15 protein-coding genes and 1 riboswitch are annotated in these 17,030 nt (G+C 45.4%); of the genes, 8 read left to right on the forward strand and 7 right to left on the reverse strand.

Features of this window, described 5'->3' with window-relative positions:
- Window positions 1-138: 138 nt before the first annotated feature.
- Genes MP3633_RS00645 through MP3633_RS00670 form a run of 6 tightly spaced genes read left to right on the forward strand, consistent with a single transcriptional unit; the run spans window position 139 to window position 6,132 of the window.
- Window positions 139-1,797 carry a phosphotransferase gene (locus tag MP3633_RS00645; RefSeq protein WP_176334051.1) on the forward strand — a complete coding sequence of 553 codons (1,659 nt, stop codon included), beginning with the start codon at window positions 139-141 and terminating at the stop codon, window positions 1,795-1,797.
- Window positions 1,787-2,683, forward strand: a complete 897-nt coding sequence (locus tag MP3633_RS00650; RefSeq protein WP_244959753.1) for a GAK system ATP-grasp enzyme — start codon at window positions 1,787-1,789, stop codon at window positions 2,681-2,683. Before MP3633_RS00645 ends, MP3633_RS00650 begins: the two co-directional genes overlap by 11 nt.
- Window positions 2,680-3,771: an HprK-related kinase B gene (locus MP3633_RS00655; RefSeq protein ID WP_176334052.1), complete on the forward strand. Its 1,092-nt coding sequence runs from the start codon at window positions 2,680-2,682 to the stop codon at window positions 3,769-3,771. The genes MP3633_RS00650 and MP3633_RS00655 overlap by 4 nt, the downstream gene beginning before the upstream one ends.
- On the forward strand, window positions 3,768-4,478 hold the full coding sequence (locus MP3633_RS00660; RefSeq protein WP_176334053.1) for a histidine phosphatase family protein: 711 nt from the start codon (window positions 3,768-3,770) through the stop codon (window positions 4,476-4,478). The genes MP3633_RS00655 and MP3633_RS00660 overlap by 4 nt, the downstream gene beginning before the upstream one ends.
- A 53-nt stretch (window positions 4,479-4,531) precedes the next feature.
- On the forward strand, window positions 4,532-5,857 hold the full coding sequence (locus MP3633_RS00665; protein WP_176334054.1) for a metallophosphoesterase: 1,326 nt from the start codon (window positions 4,532-4,534) through the stop codon (window positions 5,855-5,857).
- A gap of 5 nt (window positions 5,858-5,862) precedes the next feature.
- Window positions 5,863-6,132 (forward strand): amphi-Trp domain-containing protein, encoded by a 270-nt coding sequence (locus tag MP3633_RS00670; RefSeq protein WP_112135804.1) that lies wholly within the window; start codon window positions 5,863-5,865, stop codon window positions 6,130-6,132.
- A gap of 97 nt (window positions 6,133-6,229) precedes the next feature.
- On the opposite strand, the gene MP3633_RS00675 is transcribed toward MP3633_RS00670, so the two are convergent.
- The 5 genes from MP3633_RS00675 to MP3633_RS00695 form a co-directional block, all read right to left on the reverse strand.
- Entirely contained in the window at window positions 6,230-7,036 is an 807-nt protein-coding gene (locus tag MP3633_RS00675) for an inositol monophosphatase family protein (RefSeq protein WP_176334055.1), read from the reverse strand.
- A 15-nt stretch (window positions 7,037-7,051) separates the two neighbouring features.
- Window positions 7,052-8,125: an ABC transporter ATP-binding protein gene (locus MP3633_RS00680; RefSeq protein WP_176334056.1), complete on the reverse strand. Its 1,074-nt coding sequence runs from the start codon at window positions 8,123-8,125 to the stop codon at window positions 7,052-7,054.
- Window positions 8,122-10,356: an ABC transporter permease gene (locus tag MP3633_RS00685; protein WP_244959754.1), complete on the reverse strand. Its 2,235-nt coding sequence runs from the start codon at window positions 10,354-10,356 to the stop codon at window positions 8,122-8,124. Before MP3633_RS00685 ends, MP3633_RS00680 begins: the two co-directional genes overlap by 4 nt.
- Window positions 10,357-10,441: 85 nt before the next feature.
- Window positions 10,442-11,473: an ABC transporter substrate-binding protein gene (locus MP3633_RS00690; protein ID WP_112135799.1), complete on the reverse strand. Its 1,032-nt coding sequence runs from the start codon at window positions 11,471-11,473 to the stop codon at window positions 10,442-10,444.
- A gap of 185 nt (window positions 11,474-11,658) precedes the next feature.
- Window positions 11,659-12,684, reverse strand: a complete 1,026-nt coding sequence (locus MP3633_RS00695; RefSeq protein WP_176334057.1) for a LacI family DNA-binding transcriptional regulator — start codon at window positions 12,682-12,684, stop codon at window positions 11,659-11,661.
- A 367-nt stretch (window positions 12,685-13,051) separates the two neighbouring features.
- On the opposite strand from MP3633_RS00695, the gene MP3633_RS00700 reads away from it, so the two are divergent.
- The gene (locus MP3633_RS00700) at window positions 13,052-13,513 is read left to right on the forward strand and encodes a hypothetical protein (RefSeq protein WP_176334058.1); all 462 of its coding nucleotides are present in this window, start codon (window positions 13,052-13,054) and stop codon (window positions 13,511-13,513) included.
- Between the two features lie 95 nt (window positions 13,514-13,608).
- Here MP3633_RS00700 and MP3633_RS00705 read toward each other — a convergent pair whose 3' ends face one another.
- On the reverse strand, window positions 13,609-14,415 hold the full coding sequence (locus tag MP3633_RS00705) for an ATP-grasp domain-containing protein (RefSeq protein WP_176334059.1): 807 nt from the start codon (window positions 14,413-14,415) through the stop codon (window positions 13,609-13,611).
- Between the two features lie 152 nt (window positions 14,416-14,567).
- Window positions 14,568-15,482 (reverse strand): EamA family transporter RarD, encoded by a 915-nt coding sequence (rarD, locus tag MP3633_RS00710; protein ID WP_176334060.1) that lies wholly within the window; start codon window positions 15,480-15,482, stop codon window positions 14,568-14,570.
- Window positions 15,483-15,638: 156 nt separating this feature from the next.
- Window positions 15,639-15,836: riboswitch (FMN riboswitch) on the forward strand.
- A 153-nt stretch (window positions 15,837-15,989) separates the two neighbouring features.
- Between rarD and MP3633_RS00715 the strand changes: the two genes are divergently transcribed.
- The gene (locus MP3633_RS00715; RefSeq protein WP_176334061.1) at window positions 15,990-16,919 is read left to right on the forward strand and encodes a DMT family transporter; all 930 of its coding nucleotides are present in this window, start codon (window positions 15,990-15,992) and stop codon (window positions 16,917-16,919) included.
- Window positions 16,920-17,030 lie beyond the last annotated feature (111 nt).

The following is a 17,030-nucleotide window of genomic DNA, read 5'->3' on the forward strand; positions in this document are numbered from 1 at the left end:
AGTTATGCTAAGTTGGCTGTTTTTTGATCTTCTTTGTGAGTTTTCGACGATTTTACATCGATCTGTAACATATCTGTCATCTCGATGTTTTCTAGTATCTGTATAGTCTGAAGTAATGTATTTAAGGTGAACCTATTTATGCCTTCAAACCCCGTTTTATTGACGCTTCAAGAGCATGTATATTTTCTCTTGAATGAAGTCGAAACACACTGCCATATTGTAGAACTTTTTTTCACATCAGGTGCTACCGGATTGCTGCCCAATATTCGTGGTCGACGTGGCTATGTTCAAGCGCTGCGTGAGAAAGCAGACATTGAAACCGCTCGCTTATTAGAGCGCCGTAAAGTCAATACAACCTTTCACGCCCAAGTTAGCGGCATGCATTCTTTAGTGATCGCGCTTGAGATGTTGACCAAGCATTGCTTTGATTGCGTGCGTGAAGGGACGTTAAGCGCGCCCTATGAACACCCTGCAGGCCAAGATTGTTGTAAATTGGCCAAGCGTATACGACGCGCTTTACGCCTTGTTAAAGTCGGTGTGGCGGATAACCGACGTCGCACGGGCATCAAATTGGGCCGACGCACTCATAAGCTGCTGGCCAGTTACAACGAGCTGCAAGCTCAGACATTACAAGCGAAATTAACGCTGAGCGATGAGCAGTTACAAGCGGCGATTTTAAGCAATGTCAGTTTGAAACGATTGATTGAACAATTAAGTGTGGTCGCGGAAGCCTTGATTAAAGCGGATCTTGGTCAAGTGGCGACCTTGCAGAATTACCCTCATTTATTGGACAGTGCATCCAACCTTAACTACAACTTGAAAGATCTAAAAGTCAGGCGCCTAGCATTAACTCGGTCTGGCAGCGCGATTGCGGCGATCTCGCATAAAAGCGAGTCTGGAAAGAATGTGCTCGCGGTCTACAAAGAGGGAGATCGCATCAAAATTGACGAGGAAGTGGCGGGTGTGAATCATTGGCGCACTATCGACCCTCGGCTTGCGCCCAGCGTTCTTTCTCAAACAGGGAGGCTGAATAATGGCGAAGAGAATGAGCAATCGTCTTTGTTGATCGAGCATATTCCGGGCAAAACATTAGAGAAACTGTTGCTTGATGGGGATAAAGACGGCGCTCAGGCCGCGCTTAATATTTTGTTTAAAACACTCAATAAGACATGGAAAACCACGCTAACGCCAGAATCTTGCTCGGCAAAGTTTATGCTTCAGCTGCAAAAACGGATTGGCGACAGTCGCAGGGTTCATCCTGAGTTTTTTAAAGATGAAGAACGGATTTGTGGTTATGTGAGTGCCAGTTTTGATGAATTGGTTGAAAGGGTTGCCATACAAGAAACGCAATGGCGCGCGCCCTTTTCAGTGCTGACTCATGGAGACTTTAACGTTGATAACCTGATCTATGACGATGTTGAACAGCGTATTTATTTTATCGATCTGCATCGCGCGTCTTACTTTGATTATGTGCAGGATTTGTCGGTGTTAATGGTGTCTATCTATCGTTTGCAAGTGCTCAGTGGCGTCACTCGAAAACAGATGATGGACAGTGCCAAAGCGGTTTATCACTTTGGGCGACGCTTCGCTAATCGACAACAAGATGAGACATTTGAAGTACGGCTGGCCGCAGGTTTAGCGCGTTCATTTGCCACCTCCACGCGTTTTATTTTTGATAAAAAACTGGCGTCTCGTATGCATTTACGCGCTCGATATTTGCTGGAACGTTTAGCGAAACTGACGCCGGAACAAGCTCAGACATTCACCTTACCATTGAGAGAACTTTATGTTGAATAAGCCAAAAATCGGGGTCATTGGTATCCCTGGGAAATGGTCTACGGAAGTGTTGGCCGATCGATTAGAAGAGCGCACGGGATTTCGTGCGGTGATCGACATGAATCAGGTCGAATTGCGTTTAGACACTCAGCAACTAATGTATCAAGACCTCGACTTAATGACACTGGACGGTTTGATTATTAAAAAGATCAGTGAAGTCTATTCGCCTGCCACAGAAGATCGCATCCACATGCTGTCTTATGCGGAGCGTGCTGGCGTGAAAATGTTCAGCCCAACGCAGAGTGTTGGTAACTTGGTGAATCGATTGAGCGGCACATTGGCGTTGCAGCAAGGCCATATTCCGATGCCAAAGACACGCGTCACCGAAAGCGCAGAGCAAGCGTTTACGACGGTGCGAGAATTTGGCTCAGCGATTTTGAAACCGCTGTATTCCACCAAAGCACGCGGCATGATTATGCTGACCGAAGACGACAGCGACGAATTTGTTCGCAACGCATTGGAAACGTATCGCCAGAGTCAGACTATTTATTACATTCAGCAAACCGTGAAACTGGATGGTCGTGATCTGGGTATGGTGTTTGTGGGTGGTGAATACCTTTGTACTTATGCCCGTGTTGGCAACAAAGACTCTTGGAATACCACGATTAACAGTGGTGGAAAATATGAATTGTTTGAGCCAGATGCGGCACTGATTGAACTGGGTCGTCGAGCGCAATCTTGTTATGACTTGAGCTTCACTACCGTCGATATTGCCTTGACGGATCAAGGTCCAGTCGTGTTTGAAGTGTCGGCATTCGGTGGTTTTAAAGGCGCGTTAGAAGGGTGTAATATCGACGCGGCCAGTGTGTACGCCGACTATATTTTGAAGGAGATCACCAAACCATGATTAAAACATTATTGAACCTATCCCATGTGGATGAAGGGCTCACCCATTGCGTTCATGATATCCGACTGACATTTGCTGAGTTGTCTATCACAGTGCATTCCAATGAAGCCATGTTACTCGCTGGCTTGGCCGATTATTATCGTAGTTATTTAAAAACAAATACGAGTGTGACGTCGTCGTTGAACTTGTATGTCATAGAGCAAAGCGCCGTTGGTGATGAACTGGATTGGTTAGAAGTGCCTAGAGAAGCGGGCAAACAAGGCCGAAAAGAAGGTTTTCTTGATGTAGCGGATGGCCGTTGGATTAAAAAATTCAAAACGGGCATGGCCTTTTTACAACGGACAGAAAAAGCCATAGCAGTGGGCCCTTGCGCGGCCAATTTAGCGCAAATTATTAACTTTATTAATAACCAATTCCTTAACCATTACTTGCGCCAAGGTTTTACTTTAGGTCATGCGTCTGGGTTTAGTGTAAAGGGTGAAGTAACAGCTATTGCAGCAGGCTCTGGTGGCGGTAAATCCACGCTAATGCTGCGTTGTCTCGAAAATACAGAACGTGATTTTCTCACCAATGATCGTATTTTGCTGAAAAAAACCGCACATGGAACGTCCGCGATTGGCTTGGCAAAACTGCCTCGGGTAAACCCTGGTACCTTGCTGCATTCCGATCGTTTGCGTCACATTCTGCCGGAATCTCGACAAGACGTATTATGCCAAATACCTCGAAATGAACTATGGTCATTAGAGGAGAAGTACGATGTACAGATCGAAGACAATTATGGTGAAAACCGTGTGCAGTTAGCGGGTAATTTGGCTCGCCTGATTATGCTTGATTGGTCATTGGACAGCTCGGAACCGACACAAATAGAACGAGTCAATTTATTACAACAAGCCGACGTGATAGAAGGACTGCGCAAACGCCCAGGGCCTTTTTATCAAGATAAAGACGGTGCTTTTACGGATCTCAATGCCATTGACTCTGTGGCGCACTATGCCAGCGAACTCGAGAATGTGGACGTTTATCGTTTAACGGGAAAAATCGATTTTGACCGTGCTTATGATTTGATTGCTACCTTGGATCAACCATGATCGCTCGCATCGCGCTGATTCGCCACGGTGCTTACGAACAGTTGAAAAATGTGCCGAGCGCTTTGCAGCCTTTCCCTCTAACCGAGGAAGGTGAGCAAGAGGTGCGACAACAAGCCCGCACGTTTGGTGAGTGGTTAACGCGCAATGGTCTGCGACTGGATCCACAAGTGGACTCGTCGACTTTATTGCGAGCGTGGCAGACGGCGATGATTTACATCGAAGAATTACGTGAACATTTTGATAGAGAACCACAAGTGGTGTCGTTTCCTACTTTGTGTGAGCGCAGTGTTGGCGCCGTTGCCAACTTGCCTGTAGAAGAAATCGAAAGGGTGTTAGCGCTGGATCCGCGTTTCTCCACACCGCCAGAAAATTGGAAATCAGACAGCGACTATTGTTTGCCTTTCGATGGTGCCGAGTCATTGCTACAAGCAGGTCAAAGAGTGGCGGATCATATTCAAGCCTGGCGATCTCAGCACTCCATATTTGAAGGTAATCATGAAGGCGATGGTCTGGTTAAGTTGTTGGTGGGGCATGGGGCATCGATACGTCATGGGGCGTTTCATTTAAATGTCATACAATTTTGCGATATTAAACGGCTAAGTATGTTTTATGGCCATCCCATCGTGTTGGAGTTTTCTAACGATCAGCCAATAAAAAAAGGGTTCGGAGAGTGGAAGCAACGTCAAACCCATGATGTACCCGATTAAATATTCCGAATGTAAAAAGTGATTTGTCATCTAATTTTAAAGGTAAGCCAAGTATGCAGAGCCCTATTCCCGCTATTATAGATCGTCCTAATCACACGGAGATTATTGCTCGTTTACCGAGTGAATGGACGTCGTGGCCTCGGGATGATAGCTCGGTAAACAGTCATGTTTTGGCCACCAATAAAACGCCACCACGCTTTAAAAAGAACAAAATACGTTGGCCAAAGCGGTCCGTGGTATTTATTTCCGATCCGCATGCCGATGCATTCGCTTTTGAAGCCTCTTTGATTGCCGCTGGTGTCGCAGAGCGTAAAAAGAAAGCCGGATTAGGCCATCTTACCTTGACGAAAAAAGGTCGTCAGGCAGAAATTATTGTCGGTGGTGATTGCTTGGATAAGGGGCCGAGTAACCTTGCATTGCTGCGCAGCGTGAAGCAGCTCTATAAGCTTAAAGCACGGGTGACGCTACTGGCGGGCAATCACGATTTGCGTTTGTTAATGGGTTTATTGGCGTTGGCGCGTAAAAAAGACGTGGGCAATCAGCATTTTTTCGTTCGAATGGGAAAGAAAGTGGTTCCGCTGTTTCGTGAAGTGTTTGACGAATATTTAGCAGACACAAAATGGGACAAAAAAATCCCCGATGAGGACGCCTGCCGTAAGCTGCTTTTCCCTGGAGACGATTGGTTTAAAGAATTTCCATTTCACGCCGCCGGTTTTTTGACGTCAGAAGGTATCGATCGTGAAGTGCGAAAAATGGAAACGAAGAATCACAGTTTCGAAAAACATTGTCTGTCTGCCGGCTTAAGTTTGCGGCAGGTGTATGCGACATCGTTGAAATGTCAGCAGTTGTTTCTGTATAAAAAAGGCGAATTTAACTGGTTTTTCCGCAAGATGGAATTGGTTGCTAAGCGTGGGTCGTTTCTATTTCTTCACGCTGGACTGGACGATAGCATGGGGCAAATGTTACTAAAAAGTGGCACAAACTACGCGAACAAAGCGTTTCACCGTAATTTGAAACGTCGCGACTTATTCAGTTTCTACTACAGTTCTATCGCCAATACGTTTCGTACTAAGTATCGGGACGCTGACCTTCCTTTGACGGCGCGTGGTGTGGAAGCGATTCACAAAGCAGGTATTCATGTGGTGGTACAAGGTCATATCAATCGTCAACAAGGTCAGCGCATTACCATTAAAAAGGGATTGGTTCATGTGGAGGCGGACATCACGCTGGATTCCCATTCACGAAAAGTAGAAGGATTAAAACACTACGGTATCGGCGCGACATTAATAGACAAGGACGCAGGTATTGTTGGCCTGAGCTGCGATTATCCAACGGCCAAAGTAATGACTGCCCAAGAATTACAAGGAATCTACGAATAAGCATTATGAAATCGAAAACAGAATTTAAATACGAAGCCCTGCTTGATCCAGACGATATTCAAGATGTACTAAAAGCGCTTTCTAAGGGACTTTGCAAAGGAAAGCTGGAGTTTAGTGATGAAAAAGAAGGCACATTACAGCTTGATCCAAAAGGGTTGTTGCGGCTAAAGGTAACCGCGTCGGATGACGAAGACAGCCAGCAGTTTGAAGTTAAAGTGCGCTGGGAGAAACGTCCAAAACGATTGAATAAAACGGCGCCAACGATCTCGTCTTGAGCCTTGTTTAATTTTTTAGAAAAAAACACAAAAAAATCCGCCTATTTGTTGATTAAAACAGCAAGGCGGCGAAGTTGGGAGATATCCGTTTAGAGTATTAAATGCCTGTCATTTTGTTGAGTGATTTTTTGAGCCCACTCGCAGACACCAGCAAAGGGTTGCCTTTGAGTAGTCCTTCCCCTTCTAAAAAGTCGTTGGTTACGCCACCGGCTTCGTCCACCATGATGAGACCTGCTAGGCAGTCCCAAGAGTTGATGTGGGGCTCGTAGTAACCAATCAGGCGACCTGACGCCACATAGGCCAGCATGAGCGCGCCAGAGCCATTACGGATGAACATACCGCCTTCACTTAATAACTTTTCGATAAAGTTAACGCAAAGAGAGGATGGGATTCTATGAGACGTTCCCACTCCCATCACACCTTCTTGTACGGAATTTACTTTGAGGGTTTCGACTTTTTTGTCGTTCACAAAACAGCCTTTACCCGCGATAGCACTAAAAAGTTCGTTGCTGTTTGGATCAAATATCAGACCGCACGCGATTTTGTCGTTCACCATTAGGGCAATCGAAATACACCAAGAGTGCATGCCGTTGAGAAAACACGCTGTGCCATCGATTGGGTCAATCACCCACAAATACTCGTTGTCACCCTTGGTGGTGCCTTGTTCTTCGCCGAGGAAGCCATCTTGCGCAAAGTGTTTTTGTAAGCCTTCAATGATGGCAATTTCTACATTACGGTCGGCAATACTTACCACGTCTTGGGGCTCCATTTTGGTTTCAACCACGAGTTTGTCTCGATTTCGAAAATAATCTAGAGCCTGAGCGCCGGCGACCTTTATCACTTTTTCGGCTTGTTCGAATCGGTCAAGAACCGCTTGATCTACTAAGTTATGAGCTAAAAACATGAGTTGTACTCCACTCTAAGCTGTCTTAACTAACGCAAGACCGCGATTTGAAAACGCAATAGACACATCGGAACCGACGGGAATTGCTTGCTCAACACGATAGTCAACGACGAATAAGCTACCCACTTCAGAATCGACATCGTATTGCATTTGGTTGCCTAAATAGGTTGCTCGTCTGACGTTGCCAGTGAGCCCTGTAGATTGATGATCAAGCTTGGATAACCGGACAGAACTTGGGTGTACCGCCAACTGTACGCGGCCCTTGCTAAAGTCACGTTGTGGCAAGGAACAACGCAATGCGCCAACGGCCACTTCCGCGGTGTGGCCATCGGTGGCGATGATGTCGGCGTCGATTAGATTAGCGTCGCCAATAAAGTCGGCAATAAAACTTGAGGCGGGCGCCTCATACAGTTCACGAGGGCTGCCTTCTTGAGCAATCACCGAGCGGTTCATCACAATAATACGATCAGACACGGCAAGCGCTTCTTCTTGATCATGGGTGACGTAAACCGCGGTCAAACCGATTTTTTGCTGAAGTTCGCGGATCTCCTCACGAACATGGCGACGTAATTTGGCGTCTAGGTTCGATAAGGGTTCATCAAGCAGTAGCACTTCGGGTTCGAGAACCAACGCGCGTGCCACGGCGACACGTTGTTGCTGACCACCCGATAATTCACTGGGAAAACGTTCTCCGTAACCTTCTAAGCCGACCAACTCTAATCCTTCCTCACTCTTTTCTTTGGCTTCGACTTTGTTCACGCCGCTGGCGCTCAGACCATAGGCGACGTTTTCGGCCACCGTCATGTGAGGAAACAAAGCATAAGATTGAAACACCATGCTGACGTCACGATCGGTCGCGGGCAGATGCGTAACGTCTTTGTTACCAATCATGATGCGCCCAGACGTTGGGTGTTCCAGCCCCGCCAGCATTCGTAACGTAGTGGTTTTTCCGCAACCGCTTGGCCCTAATAAGGTGACAAGGTTACCCGGTTCAATAGTGAAAGATACGTTATCAATGGCAGTCACATTGCCAAAGGTTTTAATGACGTTTTCAAAGCTCACTGAGCCTGATTTGTAATGAAGACTCATGCGTGTTTCTCCTTTAGAGAAGGGCCTGAATTAGAGGATGATGTCGTTGAGGCAGAGACAGATACGTTGCGTCTTAAGCGACGCTCCCCAACAAACACATTGATGCCGATGATTGTGGTCAACATGACTAGAATCAGTACGCTACAGTAGGCAATGGCAATGCCGTACTCGCCGTTTTCTACCAGCCCAATAATGTAAGACGTCGCCATGTTGTGATCGGCACTGACAAGGAAAATCACCGCACTGACCGAGGTGATGGCTCGTACGAAGCTATACACCAACGCCGCGATAATCGCAGGACGTAATAACGGAAGTATGATGCGTCGGAACGTCATTAGACTGTTTGCGCCCAAGGTCAATGAGGCTTCATCTAAGCTCTTGTCTAATTGGCTCATCGCCGCAATGCCACCGCGTACACCAACAGGCATATTACGGAAGACAAAACAGATAATTAGAATCACGCCCGTGCCAGTGAGTTCCAACGGTGGAACGTTAAAGGCAAGGATATAACTGATACCGATAACCGTGCCTGGAATAGCAAAACTCAGCATGGTGCCAAACTCAAAAGCGCTTTTCCATTTGAACTGCTGACGTACCAATAGGTAAGCGGTGAGCAAGCCAACGATGGCGGTGAATGGTGCGGCAATGGCTGAAATACTCAGTGTCGTCCACAGAGAATCCCACGCGGCGCCTTCCCAAATGACACCAAACTCGCCCCAGCCAATAGAGAATGCATCCTGATAGTGCTGAAAGGTAAAGCTGTTGTCGTAGCCCCAGTTCTGCACAAAGCCACCAAACATGATCATGCCGTAAATGACGATGGTTAACGCTGCCCAAGGCAAAGCCGTCATATAGCAGGCTAACTTCATTCCATGGTTTAAGCCCATATACGTGCCGGAATCCGCTTTGCCAGTCACGGTAGTATACGATTTCTTACCGATCCAATGACGCTGTAGAAAAAAGGCACTCAAGGTGAAAAATAGCAAAATGATGGCCAATACTGCGGCATAACCTTGGTCGTTTTGTGCCCCCACAATGGCGAAGAAGATTTCCGTAGAAAGAACATCAAAATCACCGCCAAGCACCATTGGGTTACCGAAATCGGCCAAGCTTTCAATGAAGGCCAGTAAAAAGGCATTGGCTAAGCCTGGACGCATGAGCGGCAGAGAGACGTTAACAAAAGTATGCCAGCGGTTTGCTCGCAAGGTTTGAGACGCTTCTTCCATAGAAGGGCTGACGCCTTCGACAACGCCAATCAACACCAAAAAAGAAATGGGAGTGAAAGACAGTACTTGGGCGAACAATACACCGGGCATGCCATAGATCCATCGACCTGGCTCAATATTAAACACATCAGCGAAGATTTCTGTCACCACGCCAGAGCGGCCAAATAATAGAATCAGCGCCAAACCAATGACAAACGGCGGTGTGATAATCGGTAAAACGGTGAGCAGGCGTAACGATTTTTTCCAACGAAAGCCAGTGCGTGTGACCACTAATGCGAAGGACAAACCGAGCAAGGTCGTGATAGTGGCAGTCAAAACGGCCAGCGTCAGCGAGTTCCATGCGGTGCCGCAAGTATAACCATCGCTTAAACACGATAATGACCAAATGTTATCGCTAAATAATTTGCCAAAGAACGCGGTCGGTGCAAATACGCCGTCGTTATTCATAAAGGCGCTAAGCAATACTTGGCTAACGGGGAAAAAGACAAACAAGCCAACCAAGGCAACGATCAAACCTATGCTGCCAGTGACAAACACATCACCCTTCAAAAAACCGGTCGCAGCAAGCCCTGTGGTTAATAGCATCAAAAAAGACAAACCGCAGAGCATGGCGCCGTAGCCAAAGCCGTATTGTTGTTGTTCTAACTCACCAAATAAGGTGTCTAACCCAGCAAACTGCCAGCCACTGATGCCAATGGCAAAGCCTTGGCTCATCATGTAAATAAGGCCGAGAGCTCCCGAAAAAATCAGATAACGACTGTATCTTGGGTCATTTTTTTGTAACGAAATGAGTCGTAATGGTGCGATTAAAGGTAAGGCTAACGGCAGCAGCCAGAGCTTGTCACCAAGCATTCCTTGTAAAATCGCTGGCGCGTAATATAAGTCGGTTGGGTAACCATCGGTTAACCAAACAAATGACCAAAAGCCGTCTTCGAGCAGATACCAAGGCATCAGTAAAAAACCGATCCAGCCGAGTAACAGCCACGGGATAAAAGAGTGTTTCACGATCGATACTCCAAACAGTAACTTGAATCTCTACTGGGCGCGATGACCCAGTAGATCTCAGGAAAAACCAAGTATGTCTGAATGATTAACGTGGTAGAGATTTGATCTCAGCATCCCAACGTTGCAACAAATGTTGGCGCGTGTCCGCGGACCCATATTTTGCAAAGTCGTAATCGATCAGTTTTAGAGTATCGAAATCAGGCGCGCCTGGCGGCGTTGTTGCCAATTTGTTCGATGGTACTTGATACGCGTTGGCTTTATCGGCCATGGTTTGAATGTCAGGACGTAAGGCAAACTCAGCCCAGATTTTGGCTTCTTTTAAGTGACGAGCGCCTTTTACTATGCTCATCGATCCCACTTCATAACCAGTGCCTTCACAAGGTGCGACGGCTTTGACGGGGTAACCTTTTTTCACCTGTTTGACGATGTCGTGAATGAAGGTGATACCGATGGCCGTTTCACCATTGGACGCGGCTTTAATCGGCGCGGAGCCAGATTTTGTGTATTGGTTGATGTTTTTGTGCAGCTGAGCAAGGTAATCAAATGCCTGATCTTCACCCATCATTTGCACAAAAGTCGCCAATGCCGTGTATGACGTGCCGGATGAATTAGGATTGGCAACTTGCACTTCGCCTTTGTAGATTGGCTTGGCGAGGTCTTTCCAACATTGTGGTGCTGGAAGTCCTTTGGATTTCAGAATGTCTTCATTGTAGCCAAAGCCCAGTGCGCCCGCGTAAACACCGACAGTACGATAACCGGATACTTTTGCTTGATTCTGAGCCCAATCACGTAGATCAGGAAGGGCTTTAGGTTTATACACTTGAGTGAGTTTTTCTGCCGCTGCTTGAAGGTGTGGATCACCGGTGCCACCCCACCAAATATCAATTTTTGGATTTTTCGATTCCGCTCGCAGTTGAGCGTAAGCTTCGCCTGAGCTCTTACGAATAAGAGCGACATCAATGCCTGTTTCTGCTTCAAAGCTTGTTTCCATCAAGCTACACCAATCTGTATCGGTTGAACAAATAACATTTAGCTTACCTTTTGCCATCGCAGGTGCGGCGCTGAGTGTCGCCGCTGTCGCGAGAGCAAGGCTAAGGATATAGGGAGAGTTTTTCATTTTTATATTGCCTCCTGATGTTTTGAATAGTTGTGCATACGTATGAACAACCAAATAAGCATACTAGGCAAATTACTATAACGAAAGGTTAATTTCAAAAAAAATAAAAACGAAATAAAAATTCTATTGTGATCAATAGGTAACGAAATACCGAGGGTAAAAAACCTGATTATTGGTGGGTGAAATTAATTGCTGGAGGGTTTTGTTAAGGTAGAGCGGTAGATAAGTTTAGCCGCAATAGCTTGTTTACTCGGAGGAGATGAGGGTAACTTCAATCGATTTAGCAGCGTTTGCATCACCGCTTTTGCCATGGTTGTTGAAGGTTGTCTGAGCGTGGTTAGATCGTACGATTTGTAGCTTGCGAGGGCCACATCATCACAGCCAATTACCCCGATTGATAGTAGGTCGCTGGTGGACAGTTGTTTTTTCGCGGCATCTAAAAAACCACAGGCAATATGATCCATGCAGAAAAAAAGACCATCTGGGCGGTTTTTAAGTGCCAATATTTGGGTGGCAATCTGGTAACCACTTTCATAGTTACCAGCTTCACAAAAGACTTCACTTGCCTGAACGATACCTTTATCCAGATAAGGGTGTAGATAGTTTAAGAAACCTTTAGCGCGCATTACGCTACTGAAGCTTGGGCTTTTGGCTCGTACGACCACAAGGTTGGTTTTACCGGATTTGAGGAATGCTTCGGCGGCCATGGCCCCAGCATTTTCATTGTCTAAATTGACGATGTCTGCCTCGTCAGAATGCTCAGTTCGATTCACTAATACCACTGGGGTACCGTGTTTGATGAAGGCTTTGCCAATATTTTCACTGGGTGTACCAGAGGTTATAATGACGCCGCTGAGTTGATATTGAATCAGCCCTTGTAAGTCTTCATCGATGGTTTGTCGATTGGATACGTCCATGACCATGGGACGAAGTCCACAGTTTTGCACTTCGATGATTAACTTATGTAGAAACTCAGAACGAAATGGATCTTCCAGACCAGCGGTGACAAGACCGACCAGATCGCTGCGCTGTTTAATCATGGTTTGCGCGGCTTTATTTACCTGATAACCCAGTTGCTCTGCGGCGGCAAAAACACGCTGACGTGTTGACTCAGATATTCGGCTATTTGGGTCAAAACTTCTCGATACCGTTGATTGAGAAACGCCCGCCAAAATGGCGACATCGGCAGAAGTGGCATTGCGCTTGTTCATGTTTTTGCTCTGATGAATGTTAAATCACGACTTTCCTGACAGTTTGAATAGTTTACATTACATTGGATTCGATGTGCGTAACGTTGATCGTATTCATGGTTTTTTAGCTCAATGGAAAGTACTTTTAACAAAACGAGTCTTATAAGGAATCGTCTGGTGATGTTTTCATCAATGGTTTTTGCTAAGTTGCAGTCTTTTCACCTTTCTTTTTTATGACAATAGAAAAGTATGAAATGATATTGAGAACAATTCACAATAACTTTTTTTAACCTAGCCTTAGTGTTACTTTGTGCAAGTGACGTTGAGTTGTTTGTGGAACGTCTTTGATCTGTTTTTCCAAATACTAAAAAGGAGAAGGGCTTTGGGAATGCATAAGAACCTCATCTTTATCTTTAGTTTGATGTGCTCGCCGGTAATAATTGCCGCGGGACCGGCTATTAACGAAATAAATTCCTGCCTTGCGCTGGTGGATTTTGTGGATATAAAATTAGACGAATCTTCTGACCAATATGATGCTGGTGACATGGTACGCATTCACAAAGGTTTGTCTGCTTATAGTGAGTTTCTCCAACATGACATTATTACTCCCAAGTTGTTAAGTATGTACGGAGGAAATGCGGATAGAGCAAAGCTGATGCAAAGGCTGTTTGAAAGACAAAGAAAGTCTTTTTTTCGACATCTTAATGAACGCTACACACAGAAAAAGCTTTTAACAGATTATGCGTCGGCTATTAATGATTGCTCAGGAAAAACGCGTCTCAGCGTAGAGGTGGCGAAAGCATTAAAAGCCGCGCTGGATAATATGGAGATGTTGGCAATGCAGAAATAGGACCTTTACTTTCTTTGTTACAAAATAGACATGACGGTATGACAAACCATGGCCGCTATTTTCCTATTTTTTTTATTCTACTTTCAAATCGGTTCTTAAAATCCAACGGGCTGCACTATTAAGTTAGCCGTCGACAGTAAGTGTTGCTCATTTAGATAGTTGAGCAGCTCTGTGTTGACGCCGTGTTGAATATTTTTCAATCCTTGATTGCCAAAAATACGATTCAATTCAATTACATAAGGCACTGATCCAACCATAGCTATGTCAAATCCTGCGTGGTTAATATCTAAAGATTCAGCGAGATAGGTAACTAGGTCTTGCGCTTCTTTTGGGATCAGAGCAACTTCCACCTGTCCGCCTTGGCTGACGTTATTATGAAAACCATTGTCTGATTGCAAGCGCCAATAACCGCTGACGATTTTATTTCCGACCCAAATAATACGCATATCTCTGTCTATTGGCAGATACTCTTGAGCATATAACACATCAGATTGAGCGATATAGTCGCGCCATTGGCCGAGTGTTTCTATCAAAAATACGCCATTCCCCATGCTGCTGCGTGGAATTTTTGCCACAAATGGCGACGGCATTTCATCCCAGATTCGTTCAGCTTCATAAGGCGTATTTGCTGCAATGATAGTATAAGGATGTTGTTGTGGTACGAGGGTACGAAATGTACGCGTCATTTCTACTTTATCGTGGCCTATCATATAAGAGGCAAGGCTTGGGAAAATACGTTTTTTAAGACCATAAATCAGAGCATTAAGTTGCCAGTACTGAGGGAAAAGAAGCCAATCGGCTTGTTTTATTTCGTCTAGATGTTCGTACATGGACTCGGGTTTGATATACCTCACATGAGGTAAGTGGAGCGTTCTTAATGCGTCGAAAGTGATGATCTTCATCTTAAATAGTCAGTGGCCAAACAGGCCGCGATTGTGGGGCCTAAGATGGAAAAAAGAAACAAAAAAGAGAGCTATTTCGATGCGACTAATTGGTATGAATTAGATTGTTGAGAATACATGACCCGTAGTGAGTCATGTATAAATGGGTAGAGTTACAGAGTTTCTTTTTTAGCCGTGAAGTTCGCCGCTTTAGTTTTTCGTATGCGACGAATAGAGTCCACAATCAACATGGCAAGAGCGGACCAAATAAGCACGAAGGTTGTGAGTTTTTCTACGCTTAATGGCTCGTCATATAAGAACACCGCCAGAAAAAACATCCCCGTTGGACCAATGTATTGGAAGAAACCCAGTGTCACAAGACTGACTCGATTCGCCGCCGCTGCAAAGCACATCAGCGGCACCATAGTGACAGGACCCGCAGCAAACAGTAACCAATTTACACTCGCATTATTTCCGAAAATATTTGCAGTAGGGGAATCACTCATCATTAAATACAAGAGAGCGAAAGGCAAAAGAATGGCGGTCTCAATCGCCATGCCGGTAAAGCTATCAACGGCTACTTTCTTACGCACTAAACCATAAAATCCAAAGGTAATCGCTAGGGAAAGCGCAATCCAAGGCAATGAACCAAACTGAATGACTTCAAAAACCACGGCGCAAAAACACAGAACGACTGCTGCTTTACGTACCCTATCCAGCTTTTCCTTAAAGAAAATGACACCCAATAAAATACTAATTAATGGGTTAATGTAATATCCCAAACTGGCGCTTAACATTTGATTGTTTTGTATTGCCCAGATAAATGTACCCCAATTCACCCCGATCAAAATCGTCGATACGAGCATGGCCATCAGCGTTTTAGGTGATCGCAAAACGGTTTTCAACGCATTGGTATAGCGTAGTAAAATGATTAAAACCAAGACGATAAGACAGGACCAGATCACGCGATGGGCAAGGATTTCCGTCGCAGGCACGAAAGACATTTCTTTGAAATAAATAGGCGCGATTGCCCATAGAGTAAACGCCGTTAACGCATAAAAAATGCCACTTCGAGAAGAGCTTTGCATTGAAATCATCCTTTTCAATGAGTGTTTATTTTTAGAGAGTGAGTGTATAGGAATATGACGCACGTTAGAAACAGAGTATTTCATTATCGTGCTCACAGTTCTTATTGCCTAAATAAGGTGATGCGTTTAAAGTTAGACGATAAATTATTTACAATAATCGAACTTCGGGGCGGGGCGAAACTCCCCACCGGCGGTGATTTTGAATAGGTTTGCTAAATCTAATCGAACAGCCCGCGAGCGCTTAATTCTTTTGGTTGCGATGACGAACCTGTCGTTGTGTACATCGAATTAAGGTCAGCAGATCTGGTGAGACTCCAGAGCCGACGGTTACAGTCCGGATGATAGAAGATCGACCAAGCAACGAAAAAAACATGACTCTTTATTGAGTGATGGTTCTGTTCGTTGGCGCCATGTATGCGTTTTAGTTTGCCTATCCTTTGGGTGTGTAAACGGCTTGGTATATTCCTCATCACCCCTGTACATCTTATTCGCTTGGAGAAACCAAAGATGGCAGGTACATTCTTTATCATGATCGCGTGTTTCACGTGGGCACTTGATACCTTAATTCGCTACCCTTTGTTGGGCGCGGGTTATTCCACTCTACAAATTGTATTAATTGAACATCTCACCTTGGTGCTGTTTGTCAGCCCTATGCTGTGGCGCTATCGCCATGTTTATCGTCATATGTCGATAAGCGGCTTTTCATGTTTGTTTTTTATTGGCGGCATTGGCTCGGCGATGGGAACCTTGGCGTTCACCGAAGCCTTTCATTATTTGAATCCAACCGTTGTTATCCTGCTTCAAAAATTGCAGCCAATCGTGGCGATATTACTGGCGTATTGGCTTTTAAAAGAACGGATTGAAGGGGACTTTCTTCGCTGGGCAGCGGTCATTTTATTTGGCAGCTTTGTGATGATGTGGCCAGACCTGCGTTTGTTAGGCGATGCGCAATGGCATTACTCTAGTGATAGCGTGAGTATCTTAAAAGGCTATGGCTACACGCTGATTGCGGTTATTGCATGGGGCGCCGCGACCGTGTGTGGTAAATATTTGTCGCATCAACACATGCCAGCGAATGCTATTATGTCGGGTCGTTTTGTGGCGGGTTTATTGGTGTTATTGCCTTTGGCACTGGCGCAATCTGATAGCTTGACCACGATGACATCGGTGGATTTCAGCTTGGTTATCGTCATGGCCTTGTTAAGCGGATTCATCGGCATGTGGTTCTACTATCAAGGGCTCAAAACCGTCCCCGCACAACTCGCCACCTTGGCCGAATTGTCTTTTCCTGTGTTTGCCGCCGCCATTAATTGGCTGTTCTTAGACATGGGACTAACGGCTTATCAGATAGTCGGTGGTTTGGTGTTGATTCTAGGTAATATTGGTTTGCGTATGAAAGAGCTGAAAAGAGCGGATTTAGCGCCAACGGCTCAATAGCATTGATGGTAAAAAGTCTGGTGCTTTATAGGTCAGGCTTTTCGCTGATTTTTTTATCTTCTTATTTTTTTGCCGTTTGAGATGCTGCTCTCGTACGGCATTATTTCCTCT

Origin of the sequence: Marinomonas primoryensis, assembly GCF_013372285.1 — a bacterium.
Classification (GTDB): Bacteria; Pseudomonadota; Gammaproteobacteria; order Pseudomonadales; family Marinomonadaceae; genus Marinomonas; species Marinomonas primoryensis.

What these genes read in the sequence shown, in the direction of transcription:
- MP3633_RS00645 (WP_176334051.1), top strand. Translation starts at nt 139, where the DNA reads ATGCCTTCAAACCCCGTTTTATTGACGCTTCAAGAGCATGTATATTTT.
- MP3633_RS00650 (WP_244959753.1), top strand. Translation starts at nt 1,787, where the DNA reads ATGTTGAATAAGCCAAAAATCGGGGTCATTGGTATCCCTGGGAAATGG.
- MP3633_RS00655 (WP_176334052.1), top strand. Translation starts at nt 2,680, where the DNA reads ATGATTAAAACATTATTGAACCTATCCCATGTGGATGAAGGGCTCACC.
- MP3633_RS00660 (WP_176334053.1), top strand. Translation starts at nt 3,768, where the DNA reads ATGATCGCTCGCATCGCGCTGATTCGCCACGGTGCTTACGAACAGTTG.
- MP3633_RS00665 (WP_176334054.1), top strand. Translation starts at nt 4,532, where the DNA reads ATGCAGAGCCCTATTCCCGCTATTATAGATCGTCCTAATCACACGGAG.
- MP3633_RS00670 (WP_112135804.1), top strand. Translation starts at nt 5,863, where the DNA reads ATGAAATCGAAAACAGAATTTAAATACGAAGCCCTGCTTGATCCAGAC.
- MP3633_RS00675 (WP_176334055.1), bottom strand. Translation starts at nt 7,036, where the DNA reads ATGTTTTTAGCTCATAACTTAGTAGATCAAGCGGTTCTTGACCGATTC.
- MP3633_RS00680 (WP_176334056.1), bottom strand. Translation starts at nt 8,125, where the DNA reads ATGAGTCTTCATTACAAATCAGGCTCAGTGAGCTTTGAAAACGTCATT.
- MP3633_RS00690 (WP_112135799.1), bottom strand. Translation starts at nt 11,473, where the DNA reads ATGAAAAACTCTCCCTATATCCTTAGCCTTGCTCTCGCGACAGCGGCG.
- MP3633_RS00695 (WP_176334057.1), bottom strand. Translation starts at nt 12,684, where the DNA reads ATGAACAAGCGCAATGCCACTTCTGCCGATGTCGCCATTTTGGCGGGC.
- MP3633_RS00700 (WP_176334058.1), top strand. Translation starts at nt 13,052, where the DNA reads ATGCATAAGAACCTCATCTTTATCTTTAGTTTGATGTGCTCGCCGGTA.
- MP3633_RS00705 (WP_176334059.1), bottom strand. Translation starts at nt 14,415, where the DNA reads ATGAAGATCATCACTTTCGACGCATTAAGAACGCTCCACTTACCTCAT.
- rarD (WP_176334060.1), bottom strand. Translation starts at nt 15,482, where the DNA reads ATGCAAAGCTCTTCTCGAAGTGGCATTTTTTATGCGTTAACGGCGTTT.
- MP3633_RS00715 (WP_176334061.1), top strand. Translation starts at nt 15,990, where the DNA reads ATGGCAGGTACATTCTTTATCATGATCGCGTGTTTCACGTGGGCACTT.